This window comes from Mycobacterium sp. NPDC048908 (assembly GCF_043197955.1).
Lineage (GTDB): Bacteria > Actinomycetota > Actinomycetes > Mycobacteriales > Mycobacteriaceae > Mycobacterium.
Map to the genome: position 1 here is coordinate 596,807 of NZ_JBICUE010000001.1, position 21,221 is coordinate 618,027.

Genomic DNA, 21,221 nt, shown 5'->3' on the forward strand with positions numbered 1-21,221 from the left:
CTCAACTCACCGGGGTCAGCGGCGGCTTGCCTGCGAGGACCGCCGCCGCGTTGTCGATGGCCAGAATGCCCATCGCGTCGCGTGTCGCCTCGCCTGCACTCGCGATATGCGGCGTGACAACGAGATTCGGCGCTTCGAGCAACGCAGGGTTGACGTGTGGTTCGCCCTCGAAGACGTCGAGTGCCGCGCCTGCGATCTGGCCGGCTGTCAGTGCATCGATGAGCGCCGCTTCGTCGACGACGCCGCCGCGGGCCGTATTGACCAGATAGGCGGTGGGTTTCATCGCCGACAAGGCCGCGGCGTCGATCAGGTGTCGCGTCTGCGAGGTGAGCGGGGTGAGCACGCTGACGACATCGCTGTCGGCAAGCAGGGTCGGGTTGTCGACGAAGGCGACGCCGTCCTCCTCGGTCCCGGGTTGGCGGCTGCGCGCCGACGCAATGACCGTCATGTCAAATGCCTTGGCGCGCTGCGCGACAGCCCGGCCGATGCGGCCGTAGCCCAGGATGCCCAACGTTGCGTCGGCACTGATGTCGAGGCCGACGAGCATCCGCGGTCCCCACACCCACGACTGTCCGGAGCGGAGGAATCGATCGCCCTCGACCACGCGCCGAGTGGCGGCGAGGATGAGGGCGAAGGTGTGATCGGCGGTGGCGCGATCAAGTACGCCGGGCGTGTTCGTGACTGTGACGCCGGCCGCCTGCGCGGCGGCGACGTCGATGTTGTCATATCCCACAGCGACATTCGCGATGACCTTCAACTGCTTTCCCGCCGCCGCGAGCAGTTCGGCGTCCACTCGCTCGGTGAGCGTGACAACGGCGGCGCCGGCCCCGGCGATGCCCGCCGCCAATTCGGCGCGGCTCGGCGGATCTTCGTTGCCCACCCGCAATTCATGCCCGCGCGAGCGAAGATGGGCCATCGCGCGATCGGTCAACAGCCGGGAGACGTAGATCATCGTTGTCCTAGATCGGGTCGGAGCCGAGCGTGGCGAGGATTCGCTTGAACTCGCGCCGTTCTTCGTCGCTCAGATTGGTCATCAAGCGACCCTCGGCCGCACGCACCCCGTCGTCGGTGCGCTTGAGCAGGTCCTCGCCGTCGCGGGTCAGCCGCGCGGGCAGCGACCGCCCAGACGACACGCTGGCCGGCCTGCTGACCAGTCCGCGGTCTTCGAGACCCCGCAGCACCATGTTCATCGCCTGCGGCGACACGTTCAGCGCGCGGGCCAACTCGGCATTGGAATGCCCTGGATATTTCGAGAGCACCCGCATGCACAGGTACTCCGGGAACGCCACCTCCAGGGGATCGAGGACGGTTGCCGTCACATCTGTCTTCAACGGGAGCAGCACCCGGTGTAGCAGGTAACCGAGTGGCTCGTCCTCGAGGTTGTCATCCATATCAACTATATTGACACATATCAAGCACATTGATATACCGGAGGTATGACCCAACCCACACAAGATCTGTTCGAGACCGCATACCGGGGTGAGGCCGAGGAGCTTGGGCTCGGCACCAAACCGCCGTGGAGCATCGGCGAGCCCCAGCCGGAAATCGCGGCCCTGATCGAACAGGGCAAGTTTCACGGTGACGTGCTCGACGTCGGCTGCGGCGAGGCGGCCGTCGACCTGCATCTGGCGGAGCGCGGCTTCACCACGGTCGGCCTGGACCTGTCGCCGACAGCCATCGCGCTGGCCAAGGCCGAGGCGGCCAGGCGCGGGCTGACCAACGCCAGCTTCGAGGTCGCGGATATCAGCGCGTTCGGCGGTTACGACGACCGGTTCGGCACCATCGTCGACTCGACGCTGTTCCACTCGATTCCGGTCGAGGCCCGCGAGGGTTACCAGCAGTCCATCGTCCGTGCCGCCGCGCCGAAAGCGTCCTACTTCATCCTGGTGTTCGACCGCGCCGGTCTGCCCGACGGTCCGGCCAACCCCGTCACAGCGGACGAATTGCGCGAGGTGGTGTCGAAGTACTGGATCATCGATGAGATCCGGCCCGCGCGCATCCACGCCAATTTGCCGGACATCGCGACCGCGCCGATGCCGTTCGGCGACGTCCGCGACGAGGGCAATGGCCGCAAGTCGGTGCCAGCCCACCTGTTGACCGCGCACCTACCCGCGAGCTGATCCGCCACGCACCCCTGACCCCATAGCGGCTTTTCGGCCGTTATGGGGCAGGATTAGGTGCGATCACAGCCGAGGACCTCGAAGGAGTCGGATGGCGGACCCGACTAGCCCCAACGGCAACGAACCATCACTGATCCGGCCGATGTACTCCCGCGTGCTGCTCAAGCTCGGCGGCGAGATGTTCGGCGGCGGCGAGGTTGGTTTGGACCCCGACGTCGTCCACCAGGTGGCCCGGCAGATCGCCGAAGTGGTCCGCAGCGGGGTGCAAGTGGCGGTCGTCATCGGTGGCGGCAACTTCTTCCGCGGTGCGCAGTTGCAGCAGCGCGGCATGGAGCGCAGCCGCAGCGACTACATGGGCATGCTCGGCACGGTGATGAACAGTCTTGCGCTGCAAGACTTTCTGGAGAAGGAAGGCATCGCTACGCGGGTGCAGACGGCGATCACCATGGGCCAGGTCGCCGAGCCCTACATTCCGTTGCGCGCCCGCAGGCACCTCGAGAAGGGCCGGGTGGTGATCTTCGGCGCAGGCATGGGGCTGCCGTACTTCTCGACCGACACCACGGCCGCGCAGCGTGCGCTCGAGATCGGTGCCGAGGTGGTGCTGATGGCCAAGGCGGTCGACGGCGTCTTCACCGCGGACCCCCGGGTCGACCCCGACGCGCAGTTGCTGACCGCGATCAGCCACCGCGAAGTCATCGACAAGGGGCTGAAGGTGGCCGACGCCACCGCGTTCAGCCTGTGCATGGACAACGGCATGCCGATCCTGGTGTTCAACCTGCTTACCGACGGGAATATCGCGCGGGCGGTGGCAGGTGAGAAGATCGGAACACTGGTCACCACCTGACAAGGAGTCACGTTGATCGACGAAACCCTCTTCGACGCCGAGGAGAAGATGGAGAAGGCGGTGGCGGTGGCGCGCGACGACCTGTCGTCGATCCGCACCGGCCGAGCCAACCCTGGCATGTTCGCCCGCGTCAACGTCGACTACTACGGCTCGATGACGCCGATCACCCAGCTGTCGAGCATCAACGTGCCCGAGGCTCGCCTCGTCGTCATCAAGCCGTATGAGGCGAATCAGTTGCGCCACATCGAGGACGCGATCCGCAACTCCGATCTCGGGGTGAATCCGACCAACGACGGCAACGTCATCCGGGTCGCGATTCCCCAGCTCACCGAGGAACGCCGACGCGAACTGGTCAAGCAGGCCAAGGCCAAGGGCGAGGACGCCAGGGTCACCGTGCGCAACATCCGTCGCAAGGCGATGGAGGAACTGCACCGCATCAAGAAGGACGGCGAAGCGGGCGAGGACGAGGTCTCGCGGGCCGAGAAGGATCTCGACAAGACCACGCACACCTACACCACCCAGATCGACGAGCTGGTCAAGCACAAAGAAGGCGAGCTGCTGGAGGTCTAGTGACCGAACAGCACGCGACCCCCGTGGCAGACACTGACGCCGGCCCGACCGAGCCGCCCAAGAAGACATCCCGCGCGGGCCGCGACCTGCCCGCGGCGATCGGCGTCGGCGTCGTCCTCGGCGGGATGGCGATCGCGGTGCTGTTCTTCGCCCCGATCGGCTGGCTGCCGGTGCTGTCGGTGTTCATTCCGATTGCCATGCATGAGGTGGTGCGGCGGCTGCGAGAGGCAGGCTACGCGCTTCCGGTGATACCGCTGCTGATCGGCGGCCTTGCCATGATCTGGCTGACGTGGCCCTTCGGCCCCGCCGGACTGGTCGGCGCCTACGGCGGAACGATCGTCGTATGCATGGTGTGGCGCCTGATCGGCGAGGGGCTCGGCGAGCAGCCGGTGAACTATCTGCGCGACATCTCGGCCACCGTGCTGATCGCGACGTGGGTGCCGCTGTTCGCCAGCTTCAGTGCGCTGTTGATCTTCCAGGATCACGGGGGTTTCCGAACGTTCACGGTGATCGCGACCGTGGTGTTCGCCGATATCGGCGGCTATGTGGCCGGAGTGTTGTTCGGCAAGCACTTGATGGCGCCTGCGATCAGCCCGAAAAAGTCGTTCGAGGGGCTTGGCGGCTCGCTGGTATTCGGCGTCACCGCCGCGGTCTTGTCGGTGGCGTTCCTACTCGACAAGCCCGCGTGGGTCGGTGTGCCGCTGGGGTTGATGCTGGTGATCACCGGTGTGCTCGGCGATCTGGTCGAGTCTCAGGTCAAGCGCGATCTCGGCATCAAGGACATGGGCACGCTGTTACCCGGTCACGGAGGCATCATGGACCGGATCGACGCGATGCTGCCGTCCGCTGTCGCCGGCTGGATCGTCTTGACGCTGCTGGCGTGACACCCGGGCGTTCAGCCAGCACGCGGCGGCGCCTACCACCAGGCCCACGGCGATTCCGATATCCGGCCGTTGGCCGAGCATCAGCCAGGACAGCAGGCCCGCGACGGCGGGAATGACCGCGAACAGCATCGCCACCGCGGCGGCACCGTAGTTGTTGATGGCACGCACGTAAAGCGTCATGCAGAGGGTCGCGTTGAGGAGGACGACGGCCGCGACCGCGCCTGCGGCCTTCCACGGGTCGGTGACCGAGAAGGGCATGACGATGGCCAGCACCGCGACGGGTAGCAGCGCGACACCATTTTGGAGGGCGGCGGTGGCACGGAAATCCACTCCGGTACAGAAGCGCTGCTGGTAGACCCCGCCTGCGGCGAGGCTGAGCAGCGCGACGAGGAGCAGCAGCACGACGGTGTCGACGCCGCCGATGGTGATCAGCCGTCCCGCGCAGGCGGCCAATACCGCGAGGACGCCGAGGACCAGCGCGCTTGCCCGTGCCCACGACAGGCCTTCACCCAGGAACAGCGTCGCGAGCACGGCGGTGACGACGGGGTTCATCGAGATGACGACGGCGCCGAGCACCGCGGGCGCGCCGTGCATCAGGGCCAGATACAGGCAGATGAACTGCAGCGCGTTGGTGAGCAATCCGGTGATCAGCACGTGCACGAGAGTGCGCCCAGTGGGCCATGTCACACGCGAAAGCAATGCCCATGCCGCGAGGATGGCGCCCGCCAGTCCGAACCGGAACACCAGCACGGCCATCGGCGACATCGCTGAAACAGCAAGTGCACCAATGGGATAGCCCAGTGCGTAGAAGAACGTCAGGTTCGACGCGGCGCGCAGCGGCATTGGGGGCAGGGTCATGGTTCCCATGGTTGCGATCAACGCCTGTCACCGCCAATCAATTTCAACCGACCGCAGGTGAGATACTGGCAGGACATGTCTTTGCCCCTGGTCTTCGATGCCCCGCGACGTGCGATGCCGCCGCGGCACTTCGCTGACCTCGATGAGGCGGGCCGCGCGGCAGCTGTCGCGGAGTTGGGCCTGCCTGCGTTTCGGGGCAAGCAGCTTGCGAATCAGTACTATGGGAGGCTGATCGCCGATCCACATCAGATGACGGACCTGCCGGCAGGGGTGCGCGATCAGGTCGCCTCGGCGTTGTTTCCGCGGTTGCTGGACGCCGTGCGGGAGATCGAGTGCGACGCGGGCGAGACGCGAAAGATGCTGTGGCGGGCGGTCGACGGCACGACATTCGAATCGGTGCTGATGCGTTATCCGCAGCGCAACACGGTGTGCATCTCCTCGCAGGCGGGCTGCGGCATGGCATGCCCATTCTGCGCGACGGGCCAGGGTGGGTTGACGCGCAATCTATCGACGGCGGAGATCCTCGAGCAGGTGCGGGCCGCGGCGGTGGAGTTGCGCGACCGCGACGGGGATGGGATCGCGCGCCCAGCGCGCGGTGGCAGGCTGTCGAACATCGTGTTCATGGGCATGGGGGAGCCGCTGGCCAACTACAACCGAGTGATTGGGGCGGTGCGCAGAATCGTGGAGGCACCGCCACAGGGCTTCGGGATCTCGGCGCGGTCGGTGACCGTGTCGACGGTGGGTCTGGCGCCTGCGATCCGCAAGCTGGCCGACGAACGGCTCGGCGTGACGCTGGCGTTGTCGCTGCACGCGCCGGACGACGAACTGCGCGACACGCTGGTGCCGGTCAACAATCGATGGAAGGTTTCCGAAGCGCTGGAAGCGGCGCGGTATTACGCCGACGTGACGGGGCGGCGGGTATCCATCGAATACGCGTTGATCCGCGACGTCAACGACCAGCCATGGCGGGCAGACCTTTTGGGCAAACGGCTGCACGGGGCGCTGGGCCCGCTGGCACACGTCAACGTGATTCCGTTGAACCCGACGCCGGGCAGCGAATGGGATGCCAGCCCGAAACCGGCCGAACGCGAGTTCGTGAAGCGGGTCCGGGAGCGCGGCGTCTCTTGCACGGTGCGCGACACCCGTGGCCGCGAAATCGCCGCCGCCTGCGGGCAATTGGCGGCCGAGGGGTAACTGGTTCGCCGAGACTGTCCCCGGCTTCGCGTAGGCCCTGGGAGATCGCGATCTCGCGTGGAAACGCGATCTCACCGCAGTTTCGGCGTTACCGAATAGGCGCGTTGACGAACCACACGTTCTCCTCGCGGAGATGCCTGCTGCGCCACCCGTCCGGTGTGCGCACCAATTCGTGGTGGTAATAGCCGCCGCACGAACTCATCGATGCCCGTCCCGGCAACTGCATCGGGTTGTAGAACATCGCCCGCACCTTCGCCGTGTCACCGTCGATATCGCTTTCGATGTTGGTGATGTAGTGCATGCTCCACGGGATGACGCCGAAGTTCGCCGCGAACCAATCGACCACCTCGTCGCGATTGCCGACCGCCGCGCCCGCCGACGAATAGTCGATGTACGCGTCCTCGGTGAACACCGACCGATACAACTCCCAGTCTTTGCTGTCGACCGCCCTCGCGTACCGGTACAACAAACCGGCGATCTCGACCTCGTCCGTCAATTCGGCATGCCGATCGTCTTGGCCTCCAGGTACTCCTTGTACCCTTCCTCGCCGTTGCGATAGCCCAGCCCACTTTGCTTGATCCCGCCGAAGGGACTGCCAATACCGAAGTGGCTCTTTCCATTGATCGTGACGTTGCCCGTCCGCATCGCCTTGGCCACCTCGAACGCCCGGTCCACGTCGGCACTGCTGACCTCGCCCGAGAGTCCGTAGATCGTGTTGTTGGCGATCGCGATCGCCTCATCGTCGCTGTCGTACGGCGTCACCGTGAGCACCGGGCCGAAGATCTCCTCCTGCGCCACTTGCGAATCCGGATCGACGTCGGCCAACAGCGTCGGCTGCACGTAATAACCCGTTGGCAGGTCTTCAGGAATGCCGCCACCCGTCACCAGCCGTGCGCCCGAATCCAGGCCACTGCGGATCAGCCCGAGCACCTTCTGCCGTTGCATCTGGCTGATCTGCGGCCCCTGCATGTTGCCTGGCGTCCACGGGTCGCCGACAGGGAAGTTCTCCATCGCGCCCTTGAGTATCGCCAGACCTTCCTCATAGCGACTGCGCGGCAACAGGATTCGACTCGGCAGAATACAACTCTGACCCGACATCACGCACGCCATCATCGCCGCCATCGGCAGCGCGGAATTGAAGTCCGCATCGTCGAGCACGATGTGCGCCGACTTCCCGCCCAACTCCAGCAATGTCTTCTTCACCGTCGACGCTGCCGCGGCCAGGATCGCCCGTCCGGTCGCCGTCGACCCCGTGAACGTGATCATGTCGACGCGCGGGTCGGCCGACAACGCCGCGCCCACCTCGTTTGCATTCGACACCACCACGTTGAACACCCCCGCCGGGATGTCGGTCTCCTCGGCCACGATCCTGCCGTACTCGCTGCCCGACCACGGGGTGAGCTGCGCCGGCTTGAGCACCACCGTGTTGCCTGCCATCAGTGCGGGGACGGTCTCGGCCACGTTGAGGTAAAAGGGCACATTCCACGGTGTGATCGCGCCGACGACACCCACCGGCTCGTAGTGGATCTTGCGTCGCGCGGGACCCAACGGCGTCTCGTGCACCCCGTTGTCGACCAGGTACTCGAACGCTCTTCCGTGCTCGGTCCAGTGCGCGACCTCTGCAATCGGACTCTCTACCTGGCTGCCCGATACCGTGACGGGACAGCCGACCTCGGTGATGAGCACCCGGCGCAGCCGCTCCTTGTTGCGCTCCAGCGCTTCGTGCAGCTGTGTCAGGCAGTGATAGCGGAAGTCCAGGTCGCGCGACCAGTCGGTCACGTCGAACGCGCGCCTGGCCGCCCCGACCGCACGCGCCATGTCCTCGACCGTTCCATCGGTCGCCCTGCCTGCCACCTCCTCGGAGGCCGGATGGATGACGTCAAATGTCGCTTTGCTGCTTGTGATCTGCAATTCACCGTCGATGAGCATCCGCTCGTCACCGGCGAGCACACCGGACTCTGTCTGCACTCCCGACATGGCAGACAGCTTTACAAATTATTGGCAAAGTGTCACCACTTCGGCGAGGGCGAAGCAATCAGGCCTGCTGCTTGATCCCCGCGGCGTGGCGCAGCTGCGCAAGGAATTGGTCGCCATCATCACTGCGCACGATGTAGTGCGAGACCGCCACCCGGATCGCCGTGGCGGCCTTCACCGCTCCGTTCGGGCCCGGCATCAGCTTCTGCAGGCGCGCCCGCATCACTGGAAGGATCCTGCCCAGCTGGGCGATGACGACCTCGGGTTCGATGTCGACCAACCGCACGCCGGAGTACGACTGCTGATACTCGACGATGAACCGCAGCGCGGCGTCCAGCTTCTCGGTGCCCCGTAGCCCCGACGTGGCCCGGCTGATGCCACCGTCGAACATCTCCCGCTCGAACACACCGAATGCGTCGAGCAGCTCACCCTTGGACGCGAACCACCGGTACAACGTCGGCCGCGAGACGCCCGCCTGCAGCGCCACCTCCGAGAGGCTCAGCTTCGTCTGACCGCTGCGGCCGAGCACTTCCGCGGTCGCGACGAGAATCCGGTGCCGCGTCGAGGTGTCCTCAGCGGCGCCGGATGCGTCGGGTAGCGGTTCGTTCACAAGACCTCAATCGGTTTTTCGAGATGATCCTAGATGGTCGATCACCGGCAATGAGCGAATGCGGTCGACAAGCGCGTCGGTGGCGATACGTTGTACACCGTGTCCGGACCGCTGGAGGGCGTCAAGGTCGTCGAACTCGGCGTCTGGGTGGCCGGCCCTGCGGCAGGCGGAATACTTGCCGACTGGGGCGCCGACGTCATCAAGATCGAACCACCCGACGGTGATCCCGCACGCACATTCGGGCGGATGCTCGGTATCGAAGATGGCACCAGCCCGCCATTCGAAATGGACAACCGCTCCAAGCGCGGCATCGTGCTCGAGCTCGGCAGCGACGACGGCCGCGCCACGGCATTCGAATTGCTCAGCGACGCAGACGTTTTCCTGACCAACATCCGTCCCGGCGCATTGAAGAGGATCGGACTCGACTTCGACACGGTCGCCGCACGCAATCCCGGATTGGTCTACGGCCTGATCACCGGCTACGGCGAAAGCGGCCCCGATGCCGACCGGGCAGCCTTTGACGTCGCCGCCTTCTGGGCGCGAGCCGGGTTGGCCCACTTGCTGACTCGCCCAGGTGACACCCCGCCGTTTCAGCGCGGCGGTATGGGCGACCACTCGGCAGGCATGACGCTCGCGGCCGCGGTGTGTGCCGCGCTGATCGCGCGAACGCGGACTCAGAAGGGGCAATTGGTCAGCACATCGCTGTACCGGCAGGGTGCGTACACCATCAGCTTCGATCTCAACACCTTTTTGATGACAGGGCATCCCATCGCGATCGGCCAGCGCGAGACCATGGCCAACCCGTGTATGAACAACTACACGGCAGGCGACGGGCGACGGTTCTGGATCGTCGGCCTGCAGGGCAGTCGGCACTGGCCGGCACTGTGCCGCGCGGTCGGGCGGTCCGACTGGCTGACGGATCCACGCTTCGCATCAGCGCATGCGCGCGCCGCGAACGCAGGCGAACTCGTGGGCGAACTCGACGAGATCTTTGCAACCAAGCCGCTCGAGGAATGGGCCAAAGTCTTTGCCGCAGAACCGGAGTTCTTCTGGTCGCCGATCAACTCCATCGAAGATGTGGTGGCCGATGAACAATTCCACGCCGCCGGAGGCATCGTCTATGTTCCCGACGGAGAAGCCGGCATGCCGATGGTCGCGACGCCCGCCGACTTCCACGGCACGCCCTGCGCGCCGCGATTTGTGGCGCCTCGACTCGGTGAACACACCGACCAAGTGCTCGCCGAACTCAAGGCGCGTGATGCTTGACGCGCGCCGCGTGCCGAAGCTGTTGTAGGAAATCCTTTTCGTCGTCGCTGCGCACCAGATAGTGCGAGACCGCCACACGGACGGCGGTTGCGACGGCAACCGCGGCGTCGGGTCCTGTCGCGAGCCGCTCCAGGCGTGAGCGCATCAGAGGAATGACGCGGGCCAACCGCCGGGTAACCAGGGCCGGTTCGATGTCGATCATCCGCAGCCCAGGGTAGGACTGCTGGTATCCGGCGATGACCCGCAGTGCCGCGTCCAACTTCTCCGCCTTGGGCAGACCGGCGGTCGCGTCGGCGACTGCGCGTTCGTAGTACTGCCGCTCCCACACCACGAACGCATCGAGCAACTCCTTCTTGGAGGCGAACCAGCGGTACAGCGTCGGCCGGGACACCTGCGCCTGCAGCGCCACCTCGGACAGGCTCAGCTTTGCCATGCCGTTGCGGCCGAGCACCTCCGCGGTAGCGGCAAGGATCCGCTCGCGGCTCGAATTGTCGGCCGACGGCACCGTCACAGCTTTACAAAATTTTGGCGAAGTGTCACGCTGTTTCGGTGACAGCGGCAACGATGCATGCGCGCGATTACAGCCCGATCGACATCACGTCGCACGACTTCTGGAGCCAGCCGTTCGCGCAGCGTGACGAAAAGTTCGCCCAGCTTCGAGCCGGCGAGGGCCTGTCCTGGCACCGACCGTTTCCGTCGCTGTTCCCGATGGAGGAGCCAGGCTACTGGGCACTTACGCGACGCGCCGACATCACGTTCGTCAGCCAGCACCCCGACTTGTTCACGTCGGCCGACGGCGTGGCGCTGGACCCCATGCCCGCCGAGATCCAGCACTTCGCGTCGTTCTTCTTGACCATGGATCCGCCCCAGCACACCACCTATCGGCGGCTGATCAGTTCGGCGTTCACACCGCGCAACGTGCGTCGAATCGAAGAGCAGATACACGCGAACGCGGTCGCCATCGTCGACGATCTCGTCGGTGCGGGCAATGTCGACTTCGTCGAGGCGTGCTCCGCGCGGCTGCCGATGCTGACGATCATGGAGATGCTCGGCGTGCCCAAAGCTGATCAGCCGGCGGTGGCGAAGGCCGCCGAGAAGCTGTTCGGCCTCAGCGATGACGAGTACAGCTCGATCGAGGAGCGCGCGCAGGACACCATCAACGAGATCATGCTGCTCAACACCACAGGTCAGGAGTTGGCGAAGTTCCGGCGGGCCAACCAGGGCGACGACCTGATGACGAGCATCGTCAACGCCGAAGTGGACGGGCACCGGCTCACCGACGAAGAGATCGGCGCGTTCCTGATTCTGCTGGCGTCGGCGGGTAATGACACCACCAAACAGACCACCACGCACGCGATGATGGCGTTGGCCGAGAATCCCGATCAACGCGATTGGCTGATGGCTGACTTCGATAACCGGATCGGGCAGGCCGTCGAGGAATTCGTGCGCTACTCCTCTCCGGTTCTGCAGTTCGCACGCTTCGTCACCCAGGACACCGAGATCAACGGACAGCCGGTCAGCGCGGGCGACAAGGTCGGCTTGTTCTACTGTTCGGCGAATCGGGATGAGACGGTGTTCGACGAGCCCGGCAGGTTCAGCCTGCAGCGCTCACCCAATCCGCATCTCGGCTTCGGCGGGGGCGGTCCGCATTTCTGTCTTGGTAATCAGCTCGCCAAGACCGAACTGCGAAACCTGTTCGGCGAGTTGCTCACCCGGCTGACGACGGTCGAGTTCGGTGAGCCGGAACTGCTGCACAGCAGCTTTGTGCACGGCGTCAAGCGCGTCGCCGCGTTCGTCCAATAGGAGGCATCATGCGGGTCGAAGTCGACCTCGACAAGTGCACGGGACACGGGATCTGCGAATCGATCGCCGATGACGTGTTGGAGGTGCAAAGCGACGGCACCGTGCCGATTCACGACAGCGAGCGCCCGGAATCGGACCGTGCGCGCATGCAGCAAGCGGTAACACAGTGTCCCGCAGCGGCTTTGCGGTTGGCTGATTGAGCGCCGAAACTGTATTCCAGCAGACAAAGTTCGAGTAGAGGCGTGCTGGAATACAGTTTCGACGCTCAATGCGGCAGCGCGCGCACCAGCAACGCTGATACCGGTGCTCCGTGCTGGATCGCTGCAGACCAGGTGCTGCGCACCAGATCCGTCGCTATGAAACTTCTCGCCGAGGTTGCCTGTCGCATCGATCAATTCGTAATACGAGTCGCTCACGGCAGGCCGGCTCCCGGAATGTCGACGGTGGTCGCATCGAGTCGCGACAGCCTCGTGCCGACCAGTCGCTCGGGGTATGCGCTGGTGCTCGACAGCATGAAAAGCGTTCGGCGTTGTGGGCCGCCGAGCATGCACGCGATCGCGGTCCGGTCGCCGATGGGGATGCGATCGGTGACCTCGCCGCCGTCGACGATCCGGTCGAATTGGTGGGCCAGCGTCATCGCCGTCCACACGCCGCCTTCGGCGTCGAGGCAGATGCCGTCGGGTGGTCCGTCCAGGCCATCGGCGAAAGTCCTTCGATCGCAGAGGGATCCGTCACAGGCGATGGTGAATGCCGTCAGGCGTCGGCCCGTCGACTCCGCGACGATCAGTGTGTTGCCATCCGGCGTGATGACCATGCCGTTGGGGAAGTCGAGGCCGCGGGCGATGACGGAGACATCGCCGCCGGCACCCAACCGCACGATCGCGCCGTCCGCGCGCGCCTGCGATCCGAGGTATGCGTTGCCGTCGTCGTCGACGACCATGTCGCCGAGGTTCGCGGACACGACATCGGACAGGTCGGCGACGGTCGCCACGGTCTCGCCGTCATAACGCAGTACCTGGCGTTTCTCTGTCGACGCGATCAACAACGACCCGTCCTGACGAAAACCCAAACCCGAAGGAGCGTGCCCAGGGAGCGGAAGTTTGGTCATGTCGCCATGCAGGTTGACCGTGTGCACCGCCTCACCGAGCATGTCGGAGAACCACAGCAGCCCCTCGAACCATCGGGGCCCCTCACCGAAGCTGAAACCGTTGGCCAGCGGGGTCAATGTCGCACCTTTACAAATCACGCCGTAAGTGTCACGCTCGCTAGGTGCCACTGTCAACCAGGTGCGGCGTTCGGCGACGATGAAGCGTTACCACAGCCACACGCTGCTCTACTTGCACGAGACCATCGACCTGGGCTCCGGGGGCGGCGAGCAATTCACCGAGCTGTTCAGTGACGTCTACCACCCGATGATGGAAGACCTCGGGGTGCGGCTGTTCGCCATCTGGGAGACTACGCCCTACAACGGGCATTGGCCGCAGGTGACGATCATCTGGGAGATCGACGCGTTCGCCGACTATGCCCGCATCGGGCGAGCACAGGCGCGTGGCGGCAGCCACGCAGAAACCGCGGCGAAACGGGCGGCGTTGTTGTCCGATATCGGCGCCTCGGGGGAGGGCAGGATCATGTACGCCGGTGCGACCAACAAGACGCTCGCTCAACTGAAGGAGACGAACTTTTCCGCGGGGCTGGTGATCCAGGAGGTCATGCAGACCAAACCGGGTCGCCAGGACGACTACATCCGCGAACTCGAGCGGCTCTACGTGCCGTGGTCGGAGCGCACCGGCAAGCGCTGGCTCGGTTCCTTCATCACGACCTTCCGGTTCAACGAGGTTGATCCATTACTGGGCGCTTGACGGCGACTGGGGCTGCTTCGAAAACCACTATCCGTCATGGAAAGACAGCCCGCCGGCCGAGATCGTCACCTGGATGAGCGTCGCGCCCGCTCTGCGCGACGGCTGGGAGGACTCCATCCTGCGAGCCCTGCCGCCATCACCGCTGCAATGAACACACGGCTACTTCAGAAGTTTTCGTACGATCCGTTCGATCCGGCCGTGATGGCCGACCCGCTGCCGTACTACCGGGTGCTGCGCGACGAACATCCGGTCTACTACATCGACAAGTGGGACACGTACGCCCTTTCCCGATTCTCCGCCATCTGGCAGGTACTCGAGGTCAATGACGGTACGTTCGTGGCATCCGAGGGAACGCTGCCCGCCGCAGCGGTTTTGGAACGGCGCAACGACGGTGCCGCGCCCGATCCGCCCCTGCATCCGATGCCGTTCCACGCTAACTTCGACACACCGATCTACGACAATGTGCGCCGCTGCACATCGGCGCCGTTCCGGCCGCAGTCGGTGTCCGCGCTGGCTGACCGGATCCGTGAGCTGGCCAACCAACGCCTCGATGAACTGCTGCCACGTGGTGCGTTCGACCTGACACAGGAGTACGGCGGGATCGTCGCCGCATCGGTCGTCTGCGAATTGTTGGGCCTGCCAGGCGATCTCGCCCCCGACGTGCTGGCCACCGTCAACGCAGGCAGCCTTGCCCAGCCCGGTACCGGGGTAGAGGTCGCCAACGCCCGGCCCGGTTATCTCGAGTACATCCAGCCCGTGCTGCCGGACCTCGTTGAGCAGGAACGGTTCTGCGGAACGGTCATGCACACGGCGCGCTGGGACCACAACGTCGATCTGCACGATGCCCGCGTCGCGGTCCTCGGCACGGGGTCAACCGCGGCGCAGTTGGTGCCGGAGGTCGCCAAGGTGGCCAAGCGGGTGTACTCCGTGCAGCGATCGCCCACCTGGATCCTGCCGAAACCCGACCGGGCGTACACCGGTCGGGAGAAGTGGATATTCGCCCACGTGCCGTTCGCGAAGAAGGTCTACCGGACGCGGTTGTGGCTGCGAAGCGAGTCCAACATCGCGGTCATCGAGAACGGTAGCGCCAAGACGCAGGAGTTCAAGGGCGTCGCGCTGCGCGCCCTCGAGGCGGCCGTGCGCGACGAACAGTTGCGCCGCAAGCTGACTCCCGATCACCCGTTCGGCTGCAAGCGACTGGTCTTCGCGACCGACTATCTACAGGCGTTGACGCAGCCGCACGTCGAGGTGGTGTCGAGTCCCGCGCGGACGCTACGCGCCCGGTCGCTGGTGACCGAGGACGGCACTGAACTGGATGTCGATGTGGTGGTGTGCGCCACCGGCTATGCCGCGGCCGACTATCTCGGCCAGATCGACGTGACCGGCGAACAGGGGGTGACGTTGCAGGAGACGTGGAGCGACGGCGCGTACGCCTACCTGGGCATGACGGTGCCCGGGTTCCCCAACTTCTTCATGCTGTACGGCCCGAACACCAACGTCGGGTCGAACAGCGTGATTCTCATGCTGGAAGCGCAGGCCCGCTACATCGTGCGCTCGCTGAAACACATGCGGCGCCGGGGCAAGCCGTACATCGCGGTGCGGCGCGCCGTGATGGCCGACTTCACCGCGAAGATCGACGGCTGGATGGCGGACACCGTGTGGTTGACACGGTGCAGCAATTACTTTCGCGCCCCCAACGGCCGGGTGGTCACGCAGTGGCCGCGCAGCGCCAGCGCATTTTGGCGGATGGCGCGCCGCTTCAAGGCCGCCGACTACGTCTTCACCCCCGGCACCGCGAGCGAGGCAGGAGAGCAGGTGAATGCCGCATGGTCGCGGAGCGGTTAGCCCCGGCTCTGCGGCAGTTCGCGGCGGCGCGCACAGACCTGTCGGCCAGCGTCCTCGGGGTCGTCCGAGATTCGCTCAACCAGCGCCGCGCCCAGGCCAGCAGCGAGGTCAACACGGTCGGAGTGGAGATCGAAAACCGCGAGGCGGGCTCCATCCCGGTACGCATCTATCGCGGGGCAGCGCCACCCGCGCCAGCGGTGATCTATTGCCACGCCGGTGCGTTCGTTCTCGGCAACCTCGACACCGATCATCGGCAGTGCGTCGAGTTGGCCCGCCGCGGGCACTGCGCAGTGATCTCGGTCGACTACCGGTTGGCTCCTGAGCACCCGTATCCGGCCGGACTCGACGACGCGGCCGCCGCACTGCTGTGGGTCGCTGACAACGGCGCGAACCTCGGCATCGACACCGCCCGACTTGCGGTCGCGGGCAGCAGCGCAGGGGCAGCGCTGGCGGCGCTTCTGGCACAGCGGGCGGCTCGCGGCGCGGCGCCGCCGGTGGTGTTCCAACTGCTACACCAGCCGGTGCTCGACGACCGCCCGACGCCGTCGAAGGACGAGTTCGTCACCACCCCGGGCTTCGACGGTCCCGCAGTGGGTCAGATGTGGCGGCACTACCTCGCCGACGGCGGGGCACCCGCGGACGCCGTACCGGCTCGCAGTGCCGAGTTAGGCGGTCTACCAGAGGCTTTCATCTCAAGCGCAGAACTCGACCCGCTGCGTGACGAGGCCATCGACTATGCCCTGAGGCTGATGTGGGCCGGTGTGGGCAGCGAACTTCACGTCTTCCCTGGCACGTGCCATGGCTTCGACTCGCTGATCCCGGAGTGGGAGACCAGCCAGCAGCTGTTCGACTTGCAGGGCGCCGCGTTGCGCCGAGCGCTCCACGAGTCGGACGATGACACGATGGAAAGGCGGACAAATTGGACTTCTCCCGCGTAGCGCTCTCCGATGAGGACCAGGCGTTCCGCGACGAACTGCGAGCGTGCCTGCAGACCCTGGTCACCCAGGAGGTGATCGACCGTGACCGGGAAACCGGCGAGAACTTCGACGAAGGTGTGCACCTGGCGCTCGGCGCGAAGGGCTACTTGGCCGCCGACTTCAAGGACGAGGACCACGGCGGCTTCAGCAGGCTGCGCCGCCGCATCTGGAATCTGGAGATCGGTCGGGCGCACACCCCGTGGTTCCATTGGGGAACGACGGCGATGGTGGCGCGGGCCGTCGAACAGTTCGGCTCGGCAGAGCTCAAGGCCGAGGTGCTGCCGGGGGTGTTGTCGGGGCACATCCGGCTCTGCCTTGGCTATACCGAACCTGAGGGTGGATCGGACGTCGCGACGTGCAAGACACGCGCGGTGCGCGACGGCGACGGCTGGATTATCAATGGTTCCAAGATGTTCACGTCGAACGCCCAGAACGCGCAGTACGTCTATCTGATCACCAACACCGATCCGGACGCGCCGAAGCACAAGAGCCTCACGATGTTTCTGGTCCCGCTCGACAGGCCGGGCGTCGAGATCCAGCCGATCCGCACGGTCGACGGCGACCGCACCAACATCACCTACTACAGCGACGTCCACATCGAGGACAGGTATCGCGTCGGCGACGTCAACAGCGGGTGGACTGTACTGCGCGATGCGCTCAACGATGAGCACGGCACGGTCGAACGGCAGGACGACGGTCTGCAGAAACTCGCCGCGATGACCGAACATCTGCTGTTGTTGGCCGAGGCCGTGGATGAGGTGGCGGCCCTGGTCAGCGACGACGACTCGGTGAAGTACCGTCTTGGCCGCAGCATCGCCAGGATGGAGGCCGCGATGAGCAGTCCGGACATGTTCGGCAGGGTGGCCATCGCCCAGACCATGCGCGACGTCGCGCCGGAATTGATGGACATCATGGGCACGGCGGCGGCGTTGTCAAACGAGCGCGCCGAGTACATCTTCCGACTGGCCGGGCCGACGGGTATTTACGGCGGCACCCTTGAGGTATTCCGCAACATGATCGCCCAACACGCACTCGGGTTGGGCCGGCCGCGCTACACGCCCACATCGTCGAAACTGTAATCATCCAGGAGAAGTGCGAGTAAGCGCCTGCTGGAATACAGTTTCGGCCGCGCTACAGCTGAGCGATCACCTCGGACGCCAGCAGTTCGAGCGTTTCGTCGGATCCGCGGTCGTGGGTGAACAGCACGATCTGGCCGAAGCCCAGCCGCCGCAACTCGTGCAGCCGGTCGACGATGGCGCCCGGCGTGCCGATCAGCCCGCCTTCCTCGAGGCCGAATGCGGCTGCGCCGAACCGCTTCTCGGCCGAAGCCAGCACGGCGGGCAGTGACGCGTCGTCGGGAGCCAGGGCCATCACCGCCTCCACCGACAGCACGATGTTCGACGGATCGCGACCGACCTCGTCGCAGAGTGAGCGCAGCACCGACACCTTGTGCTCCAGGTCACCCAGCGCGTAGGTGGGCACGTTCCACACGTCGGCGTAACGCGCCACCAGCGGCAGCGTGTACTTCTCGCCGACCCCGCCGACGACGATCGGAGGCCTCGGTTGCCGCACCGCGCCAGGCTTGATCGGCATGTCCCGGACCGCGAAATGCTTGCCGGTGAAGTCGATGACCTCGTCGGTGAACGCCTGGTGCAGGATTTCCAGCGTTTCGCCCAGCTTTTCGGAGCGCTCACGAAACGTTGCCCATTGCAGCCCGGCCCTGTCGTGCTCGTCCTCGATCGACCCGCTCCCGATGCCGAGTCGAAGCCGGCCCGCCGAGATCTGGTCGAGCGTCGTGGCCATCTTCGCCAGGACTGCGGGATGACGAAACTGGTTGCACAACACCATGTGTCCGACGTGAATGTGTTCGGTGCGGCTCAGCAGCGCCGTGGCCAATGTCCACGCTTCCATCGACGGGTAATCCGGAGCGCCGGGCCCGTAGAGGTGATCGTAGAGCCACAGGGAGTCGATGCCGAGTTCGTCGCATCGTCGGGCCCGGTGCAGGATCTGCTCGTAGGTGAAGCCCATCTGAGGTAGGTAGACGCCGATCTCCGGCTTGCTCATGACCGCAGTCCATTCTTCATGGCTGATGGCGGCCGTGCCGCTTCGGCGGCGGCACCACCTCGCTCATGCCCGACCTCTGTACTTTCTGTGGTTCGCATGGTAACGACATTCTCACAAATCGAGAAGAATGTTCTGAGGCAAGCATCCAGATGAAATACACGGTCACCCACCCGATGCACAGCCATCCGTACAACCCCGAGTTGTTGACGGGGTCTGGCATCGCGACGGTCGCGGCCGCCGCGCAGGCGGCGGGGTTCGACGGATTCGGCTTCACCGATCATCCGGCGCCGACACAGCGGTGGTTGGAGGCCGGCGGACACGACGCGCTCGACCCCTTTGTGGCGATGGGTTTTGCCGCGGCACACACGACGACCCTGCGGTTGATCCCGAACATCGTGGTCTTGCCGTACCGCAACCCATTCGTGGTGGCCAAGTCGGCGGCGACGCTGGATCTGCTGTCGGATGGGCGGTTCACCCTCGGCGTCGGCGTCGGTTACCTCAAACGCGAATTTGCCGCGCTCGGCGTGGAGTTCGACGAGCGCGCCGAGTTGTTCGACGAGGCACTCGAGGTGATCCGCGGCATCTGGACCACCGACGACTTCTCCTACGAGGGGAAGCATTTCACTGCCAGCGGCATCACCGCGCATCCGCGACCGGTGAGCGATCCGCACCCGCCGATCTGGATCGGCGGCAACACCGCCGCCGCACGCAGGCGGGTGGCCACACACGGCGACGGATGGTGCCCGTTCCCGGCGCCCGCCACGCTGGCACAGACGGCGCGCACCGCCCAGATGGACTCGGAAAGCCTTGCCGAGGGCATCGACGATCTGCAACGTCGACTCGAGGCGGCGGGCCGGAATCCATCGACTCTCGACATCAGCTTCACCAACGCCGAGGGCGGAAGCCCCGGCGCCGACGACTTCAACGCCCACGCCTACCTCAGCGGTGTGGAAAAGCTTGCAGCACTGGGAGTTACCTGGCTGCAGGTCAGCCTGCCGGGTGACAACGTGGCGCATGTGCTGGAAACGATCGAACGCTTCGGCGAATCGGTCATCGCACTGACACGCTGAGCGGACTCCGACGTTTCCTTTTCACCGCCGTGGGAACTCCGGCCTAGCCCGGCGCAACTCCCATGGGCAGGCCCGGCACAATCGTCGATAACGCCCAGCACGTCCGCGATAGATCGGGGTTGACCTTGAAATTGGCGTTGAGCAGTGAGGATGCCGCGTTCCGCGAGGAGTTGCGTGAACTCTTCACCACGCAGATACCGGCCGAGATCCGCGACCGCGTGCGGGCCGGCCACCCCCAATTTCCCGACGACATGATGACCAGCCAGCGCATCCTCAACGCGCGCGGTCTGGCCGTGCCGAACTGGCCGGTGGAGTGGGGCGGCAAGGATTGGACGCCGCTGCAGCGGCAGATCTGGATGGATGAGCTGCAACTGGCGTGTGTGCCCGAACCGCTGGCGTTCAACGCCAAGATGGTCGGCCCGGTGATCGCCCAGTTCGGCTCCGATGAACTCAAGCAGCGGTTCCTGCCGTCGACCGCCAATCTGGACATCTGGTGGTGTCAGGGCTTTTCCGAGCCGGAGGCGGGTTCGGATCTTGCCTCGCTGCGTACCACCGCGGTGCGCGACGGGGACACGTACGTCATCAACGGCCAGAAGACCTGGACGACGCTGGGCCAGTACGCGAACTGGATCTTCCTGCTTGCCAGGACCGACCCGAACGCGCCGAAGAAGCAGGCAGGCATTTCGTTCCTGCTGGCCGAGATGTCCACGCCAGGCATCACGCTGCGGCCGATCAAGCTGATCGACGGCAGCTACGAGGTCAACGAGGTCTTCTTCGAAGACGTCCGTGTTCCCGCCGACCAGCTGGTCGGTGAGGAGAACCAGGGCTGGACGTACGCGAAATTTCTGCTCGGCAACGAACGCACGGGTATCGCGCGCATCGGCACCACGAAGGTGTGGTTGGCGCAGGTGAAAGAACGAGCTGGCGACCTGCTCGCCGACCCGATCTTCGCTGCACGCGTCGCCGAAGTGGAGAACCAACTCTTGGCATTGGAGTTGACACAGATGCGTGTCACACGCACGGCGGCCGACGGCAAGCCGAACCCTGCGTCGTCGATCCTCAAATTGTGCGGCAGCCAACTGCAGCAGGCGGCGATGGAGTTGCTCGTCGAAGTGGCGGGGCCGGACGCGCTGCCGTTTGCAGCGGGTGAGGACATCGACACACCGGTGTGGGCGCAAGAATCCGCGCCGAGGTACCTCAATTTCCGCAAGACGTCGATTTACGGCGGCACAAACGAAGTGCAGCGCACCATCATCGCGTCGACGATTCTGGGATTGTGAGCC

Annotated in this window: 22 protein-coding genes and 2 pseudogenes; 14 read left to right on the forward strand and 10 right to left on the reverse strand. The window is 65.3% G+C overall.

Annotated elements, in window-relative coordinates:
* Nucleotide 1: 1 nt before the first annotated feature.
* Together ACGFK1_RS02935 and ACGFK1_RS02940 are read right to left on the reverse strand one after the other, a co-directional pair.
* Nucleotides 2-952, reverse strand: a complete 951-nt coding sequence (locus tag ACGFK1_RS02935; protein WP_393425295.1) for a 2-hydroxyacid dehydrogenase — start codon at nucleotides 950-952, stop codon at nucleotides 2-4.
* A 7-nt stretch (nucleotides 953-959) separates the two neighbouring features.
* Entirely contained in the window at nucleotides 960-1,391 is a 432-nt protein-coding gene (locus tag ACGFK1_RS02940; protein WP_393425298.1) for a MarR family winged helix-turn-helix transcriptional regulator, read from the reverse strand.
* A gap of 45 nt (nucleotides 1,392-1,436) precedes the next feature.
* Here ACGFK1_RS02940 and ACGFK1_RS02945 point away from each other — a divergent pair, with 45 nt between their 5' ends.
* From ACGFK1_RS02945 to ACGFK1_RS02960, 4 genes are all read left to right on the forward strand, one after another.
* A complete protein-coding gene (locus ACGFK1_RS02945) occupies nucleotides 1,437-2,120 on the forward strand; it encodes a class I SAM-dependent methyltransferase (protein WP_393425301.1) in 684 nt (227 codons plus the stop codon).
* Nucleotides 2,121-2,211: 91 nt separating this feature from the next.
* Nucleotides 2,212-2,964, forward strand: a complete 753-nt coding sequence (gene pyrH, locus ACGFK1_RS02950) for a UMP kinase (protein WP_393425304.1) — start codon at nucleotides 2,212-2,214, stop codon at nucleotides 2,962-2,964.
* Between the two features lie 12 nt (nucleotides 2,965-2,976).
* Nucleotides 2,977-3,534 (forward strand): ribosome recycling factor, encoded by a 558-nt coding sequence (gene frr / locus ACGFK1_RS02955; RefSeq protein ID WP_393425307.1) that lies wholly within the window; start codon nucleotides 2,977-2,979, stop codon nucleotides 3,532-3,534.
* The gene (locus ACGFK1_RS02960) at nucleotides 3,534-4,418 is read left to right on the forward strand and encodes a phosphatidate cytidylyltransferase (RefSeq protein WP_393425310.1); all 885 of its coding nucleotides are present in this window, start codon (nucleotides 3,534-3,536) and stop codon (nucleotides 4,416-4,418) included. Before frr ends, ACGFK1_RS02960 begins: the two co-directional genes overlap by 1 nt.
* On the opposite strand, the gene ACGFK1_RS02965 is transcribed toward ACGFK1_RS02960, so the two are convergent.
* A complete protein-coding gene (locus ACGFK1_RS02965; RefSeq protein WP_393425313.1) occupies nucleotides 4,329-5,285 on the reverse strand; it encodes a DMT family transporter in 957 nt (318 codons plus the stop codon). The two genes, ACGFK1_RS02960 and ACGFK1_RS02965, sit on opposite strands and share 90 nt — an antisense overlap.
* A 66-nt stretch (nucleotides 5,286-5,351) precedes the next feature.
* Between ACGFK1_RS02965 and rlmN the strand changes: the two genes are divergently transcribed.
* A complete protein-coding gene (rlmN, locus tag ACGFK1_RS02970) occupies nucleotides 5,352-6,470 on the forward strand; it encodes a 23S rRNA (adenine(2503)-C(2))-methyltransferase RlmN (protein WP_393425316.1) in 1,119 nt (372 codons plus the stop codon).
* A gap of 88 nt (nucleotides 6,471-6,558) precedes the next feature.
* Here the strand turns inward: rlmN and ACGFK1_RS02975 are convergent, their stop codons facing one another.
* Genes ACGFK1_RS02975 through ACGFK1_RS02985 form a run of 3 tightly spaced genes read right to left on the reverse strand, consistent with a single transcriptional unit; the run spans nucleotide 6,559 to nucleotide 9,054 of the window.
* Nucleotides 6,559-6,966, reverse strand: a complete 408-nt coding sequence (locus ACGFK1_RS02975) for a nuclear transport factor 2 family protein (protein ID WP_393425319.1) — start codon at nucleotides 6,964-6,966, stop codon at nucleotides 6,559-6,561.
* The gene (locus ACGFK1_RS02980) at nucleotides 6,963-8,447 is read right to left on the reverse strand and encodes an aldehyde dehydrogenase family protein (RefSeq protein ID WP_393425322.1); all 1,485 of its coding nucleotides are present in this window, start codon (nucleotides 8,445-8,447) and stop codon (nucleotides 6,963-6,965) included. The genes ACGFK1_RS02975 and ACGFK1_RS02980 overlap by 4 nt, the downstream gene beginning before the upstream one ends.
* A gap of 58 nt (nucleotides 8,448-8,505) precedes the next feature.
* The gene (locus ACGFK1_RS02985) at nucleotides 8,506-9,054 is read right to left on the reverse strand and encodes a TetR/AcrR family transcriptional regulator (protein WP_393425325.1); all 549 of its coding nucleotides are present in this window, start codon (nucleotides 9,052-9,054) and stop codon (nucleotides 8,506-8,508) included.
* A 99-nt stretch (nucleotides 9,055-9,153) separates the two neighbouring features.
* Between ACGFK1_RS02985 and ACGFK1_RS02990 the strand changes: the two genes are divergently transcribed.
* Nucleotides 9,154-10,320, forward strand: a complete 1,167-nt coding sequence (locus ACGFK1_RS02990) for a CaiB/BaiF CoA transferase family protein (protein ID WP_393425328.1) — start codon at nucleotides 9,154-9,156, stop codon at nucleotides 10,318-10,320.
* Here the strand turns inward: ACGFK1_RS02990 and ACGFK1_RS02995 are convergent.
* Nucleotides 10,301-10,831, reverse strand: coding sequence for a TetR/AcrR family transcriptional regulator (locus ACGFK1_RS02995; RefSeq protein ID WP_393425331.1), 531 nt, complete (start codon nucleotides 10,829-10,831; stop codon nucleotides 10,301-10,303). The genes ACGFK1_RS02990 and ACGFK1_RS02995 overlap by 20 nt on opposite strands.
* A gap of 53 nt (nucleotides 10,832-10,884) precedes the next feature.
* Between ACGFK1_RS02995 and ACGFK1_RS03000 the strand changes: the two genes are divergently transcribed.
* Together ACGFK1_RS03000 and ACGFK1_RS03005 are read left to right on the forward strand one after the other, a co-directional pair.
* Nucleotides 10,885-12,123 (forward strand): cytochrome P450, encoded by a 1,239-nt coding sequence (locus tag ACGFK1_RS03000; RefSeq protein WP_393426319.1) that lies wholly within the window; start codon nucleotides 10,885-10,887, stop codon nucleotides 12,121-12,123.
* A gap of 8 nt (nucleotides 12,124-12,131) precedes the next feature.
* A complete protein-coding gene (locus ACGFK1_RS03005; RefSeq protein WP_393425334.1) occupies nucleotides 12,132-12,323 on the forward strand; it encodes a ferredoxin in 192 nt (63 codons plus the stop codon).
* Nucleotides 12,324-12,397: 74 nt separating this feature from the next.
* On the opposite strand, the pseudogene ACGFK1_RS03010 reads toward ACGFK1_RS03005, so the two are convergent.
* Together ACGFK1_RS03010 and ACGFK1_RS03015 are read right to left on the reverse strand one after the other, a co-directional pair.
* Nucleotides 12,398-12,539, reverse strand: a pseudogene (locus tag ACGFK1_RS03010) (thioesterase family protein); the annotation flags it as partial.
* Complete coding sequence (locus tag ACGFK1_RS03015; RefSeq protein ID WP_393425337.1) at nucleotides 12,536-13,348, reverse strand: SMP-30/gluconolactonase/LRE family protein; 813 nt, start codon at nucleotides 13,346-13,348, stop codon at nucleotides 12,536-12,538. The gene ACGFK1_RS03015 and the pseudogene ACGFK1_RS03010, both read right to left, overlap by 4 nt.
* A gap of 79 nt (nucleotides 13,349-13,427) precedes the next feature.
* On the opposite strand from ACGFK1_RS03015, the pseudogene ACGFK1_RS03020 reads away from it, so the two are divergent.
* The 4 genes and pseudogenes from ACGFK1_RS03020 (at nucleotide 13,428) to ACGFK1_RS03035 (ending at nucleotide 17,883) form a co-directional block, all read left to right on the forward strand.
* Nucleotides 13,428-14,133: pseudogene (locus tag ACGFK1_RS03020) on the forward strand (NIPSNAP family protein).
* Nucleotides 14,130-15,827: a hypothetical protein gene (locus tag ACGFK1_RS03025; RefSeq protein ID WP_393425340.1), complete on the forward strand. Its 1,698-nt coding sequence runs from the start codon at nucleotides 14,130-14,132 to the stop codon at nucleotides 15,825-15,827. Before ACGFK1_RS03020 ends, ACGFK1_RS03025 begins: the two are co-directional and overlap by 4 nt.
* Nucleotides 15,809-16,765 carry an alpha/beta hydrolase gene (locus tag ACGFK1_RS03030; RefSeq protein WP_393425343.1) on the forward strand — a complete coding sequence of 319 codons (957 nt, stop codon included), beginning with the start codon at nucleotides 15,809-15,811 and terminating at the stop codon, nucleotides 16,763-16,765. Before ACGFK1_RS03025 ends, ACGFK1_RS03030 begins: the two co-directional genes overlap by 19 nt.
* Nucleotides 16,747-17,883 carry an acyl-CoA dehydrogenase family protein gene (locus ACGFK1_RS03035; RefSeq protein ID WP_393425346.1) on the forward strand — a complete coding sequence of 379 codons (1,137 nt, stop codon included), beginning with the start codon at nucleotides 16,747-16,749 and terminating at the stop codon, nucleotides 17,881-17,883. Before ACGFK1_RS03030 ends, ACGFK1_RS03035 begins: the two co-directional genes overlap by 19 nt.
* A gap of 52 nt (nucleotides 17,884-17,935) precedes the next feature.
* On the opposite strand, the gene ACGFK1_RS03040 is transcribed toward ACGFK1_RS03035, so the two are convergent.
* A complete protein-coding gene (locus ACGFK1_RS03040) occupies nucleotides 17,936-18,868 on the reverse strand; it encodes an LLM class flavin-dependent oxidoreductase (protein ID WP_393425349.1) in 933 nt (310 codons plus the stop codon).
* A gap of 149 nt (nucleotides 18,869-19,017) precedes the next feature.
* Here ACGFK1_RS03040 and ACGFK1_RS03045 point away from each other — a divergent pair, with 149 nt between their 5' ends.
* Both ACGFK1_RS03045 and ACGFK1_RS03050 read left to right on the forward strand, forming a co-directional pair.
* Entirely contained in the window at nucleotides 19,018-19,938 is a 921-nt protein-coding gene (locus tag ACGFK1_RS03045; RefSeq protein WP_393425352.1) for an LLM class F420-dependent oxidoreductase, read from the forward strand.
* Between the two features lie 125 nt (nucleotides 19,939-20,063).
* Entirely contained in the window at nucleotides 20,064-21,218 is a 1,155-nt protein-coding gene (locus ACGFK1_RS03050) for an acyl-CoA dehydrogenase family protein (protein WP_393426322.1), read from the forward strand.
* Nucleotides 21,219-21,221 lie beyond the last annotated feature (3 nt).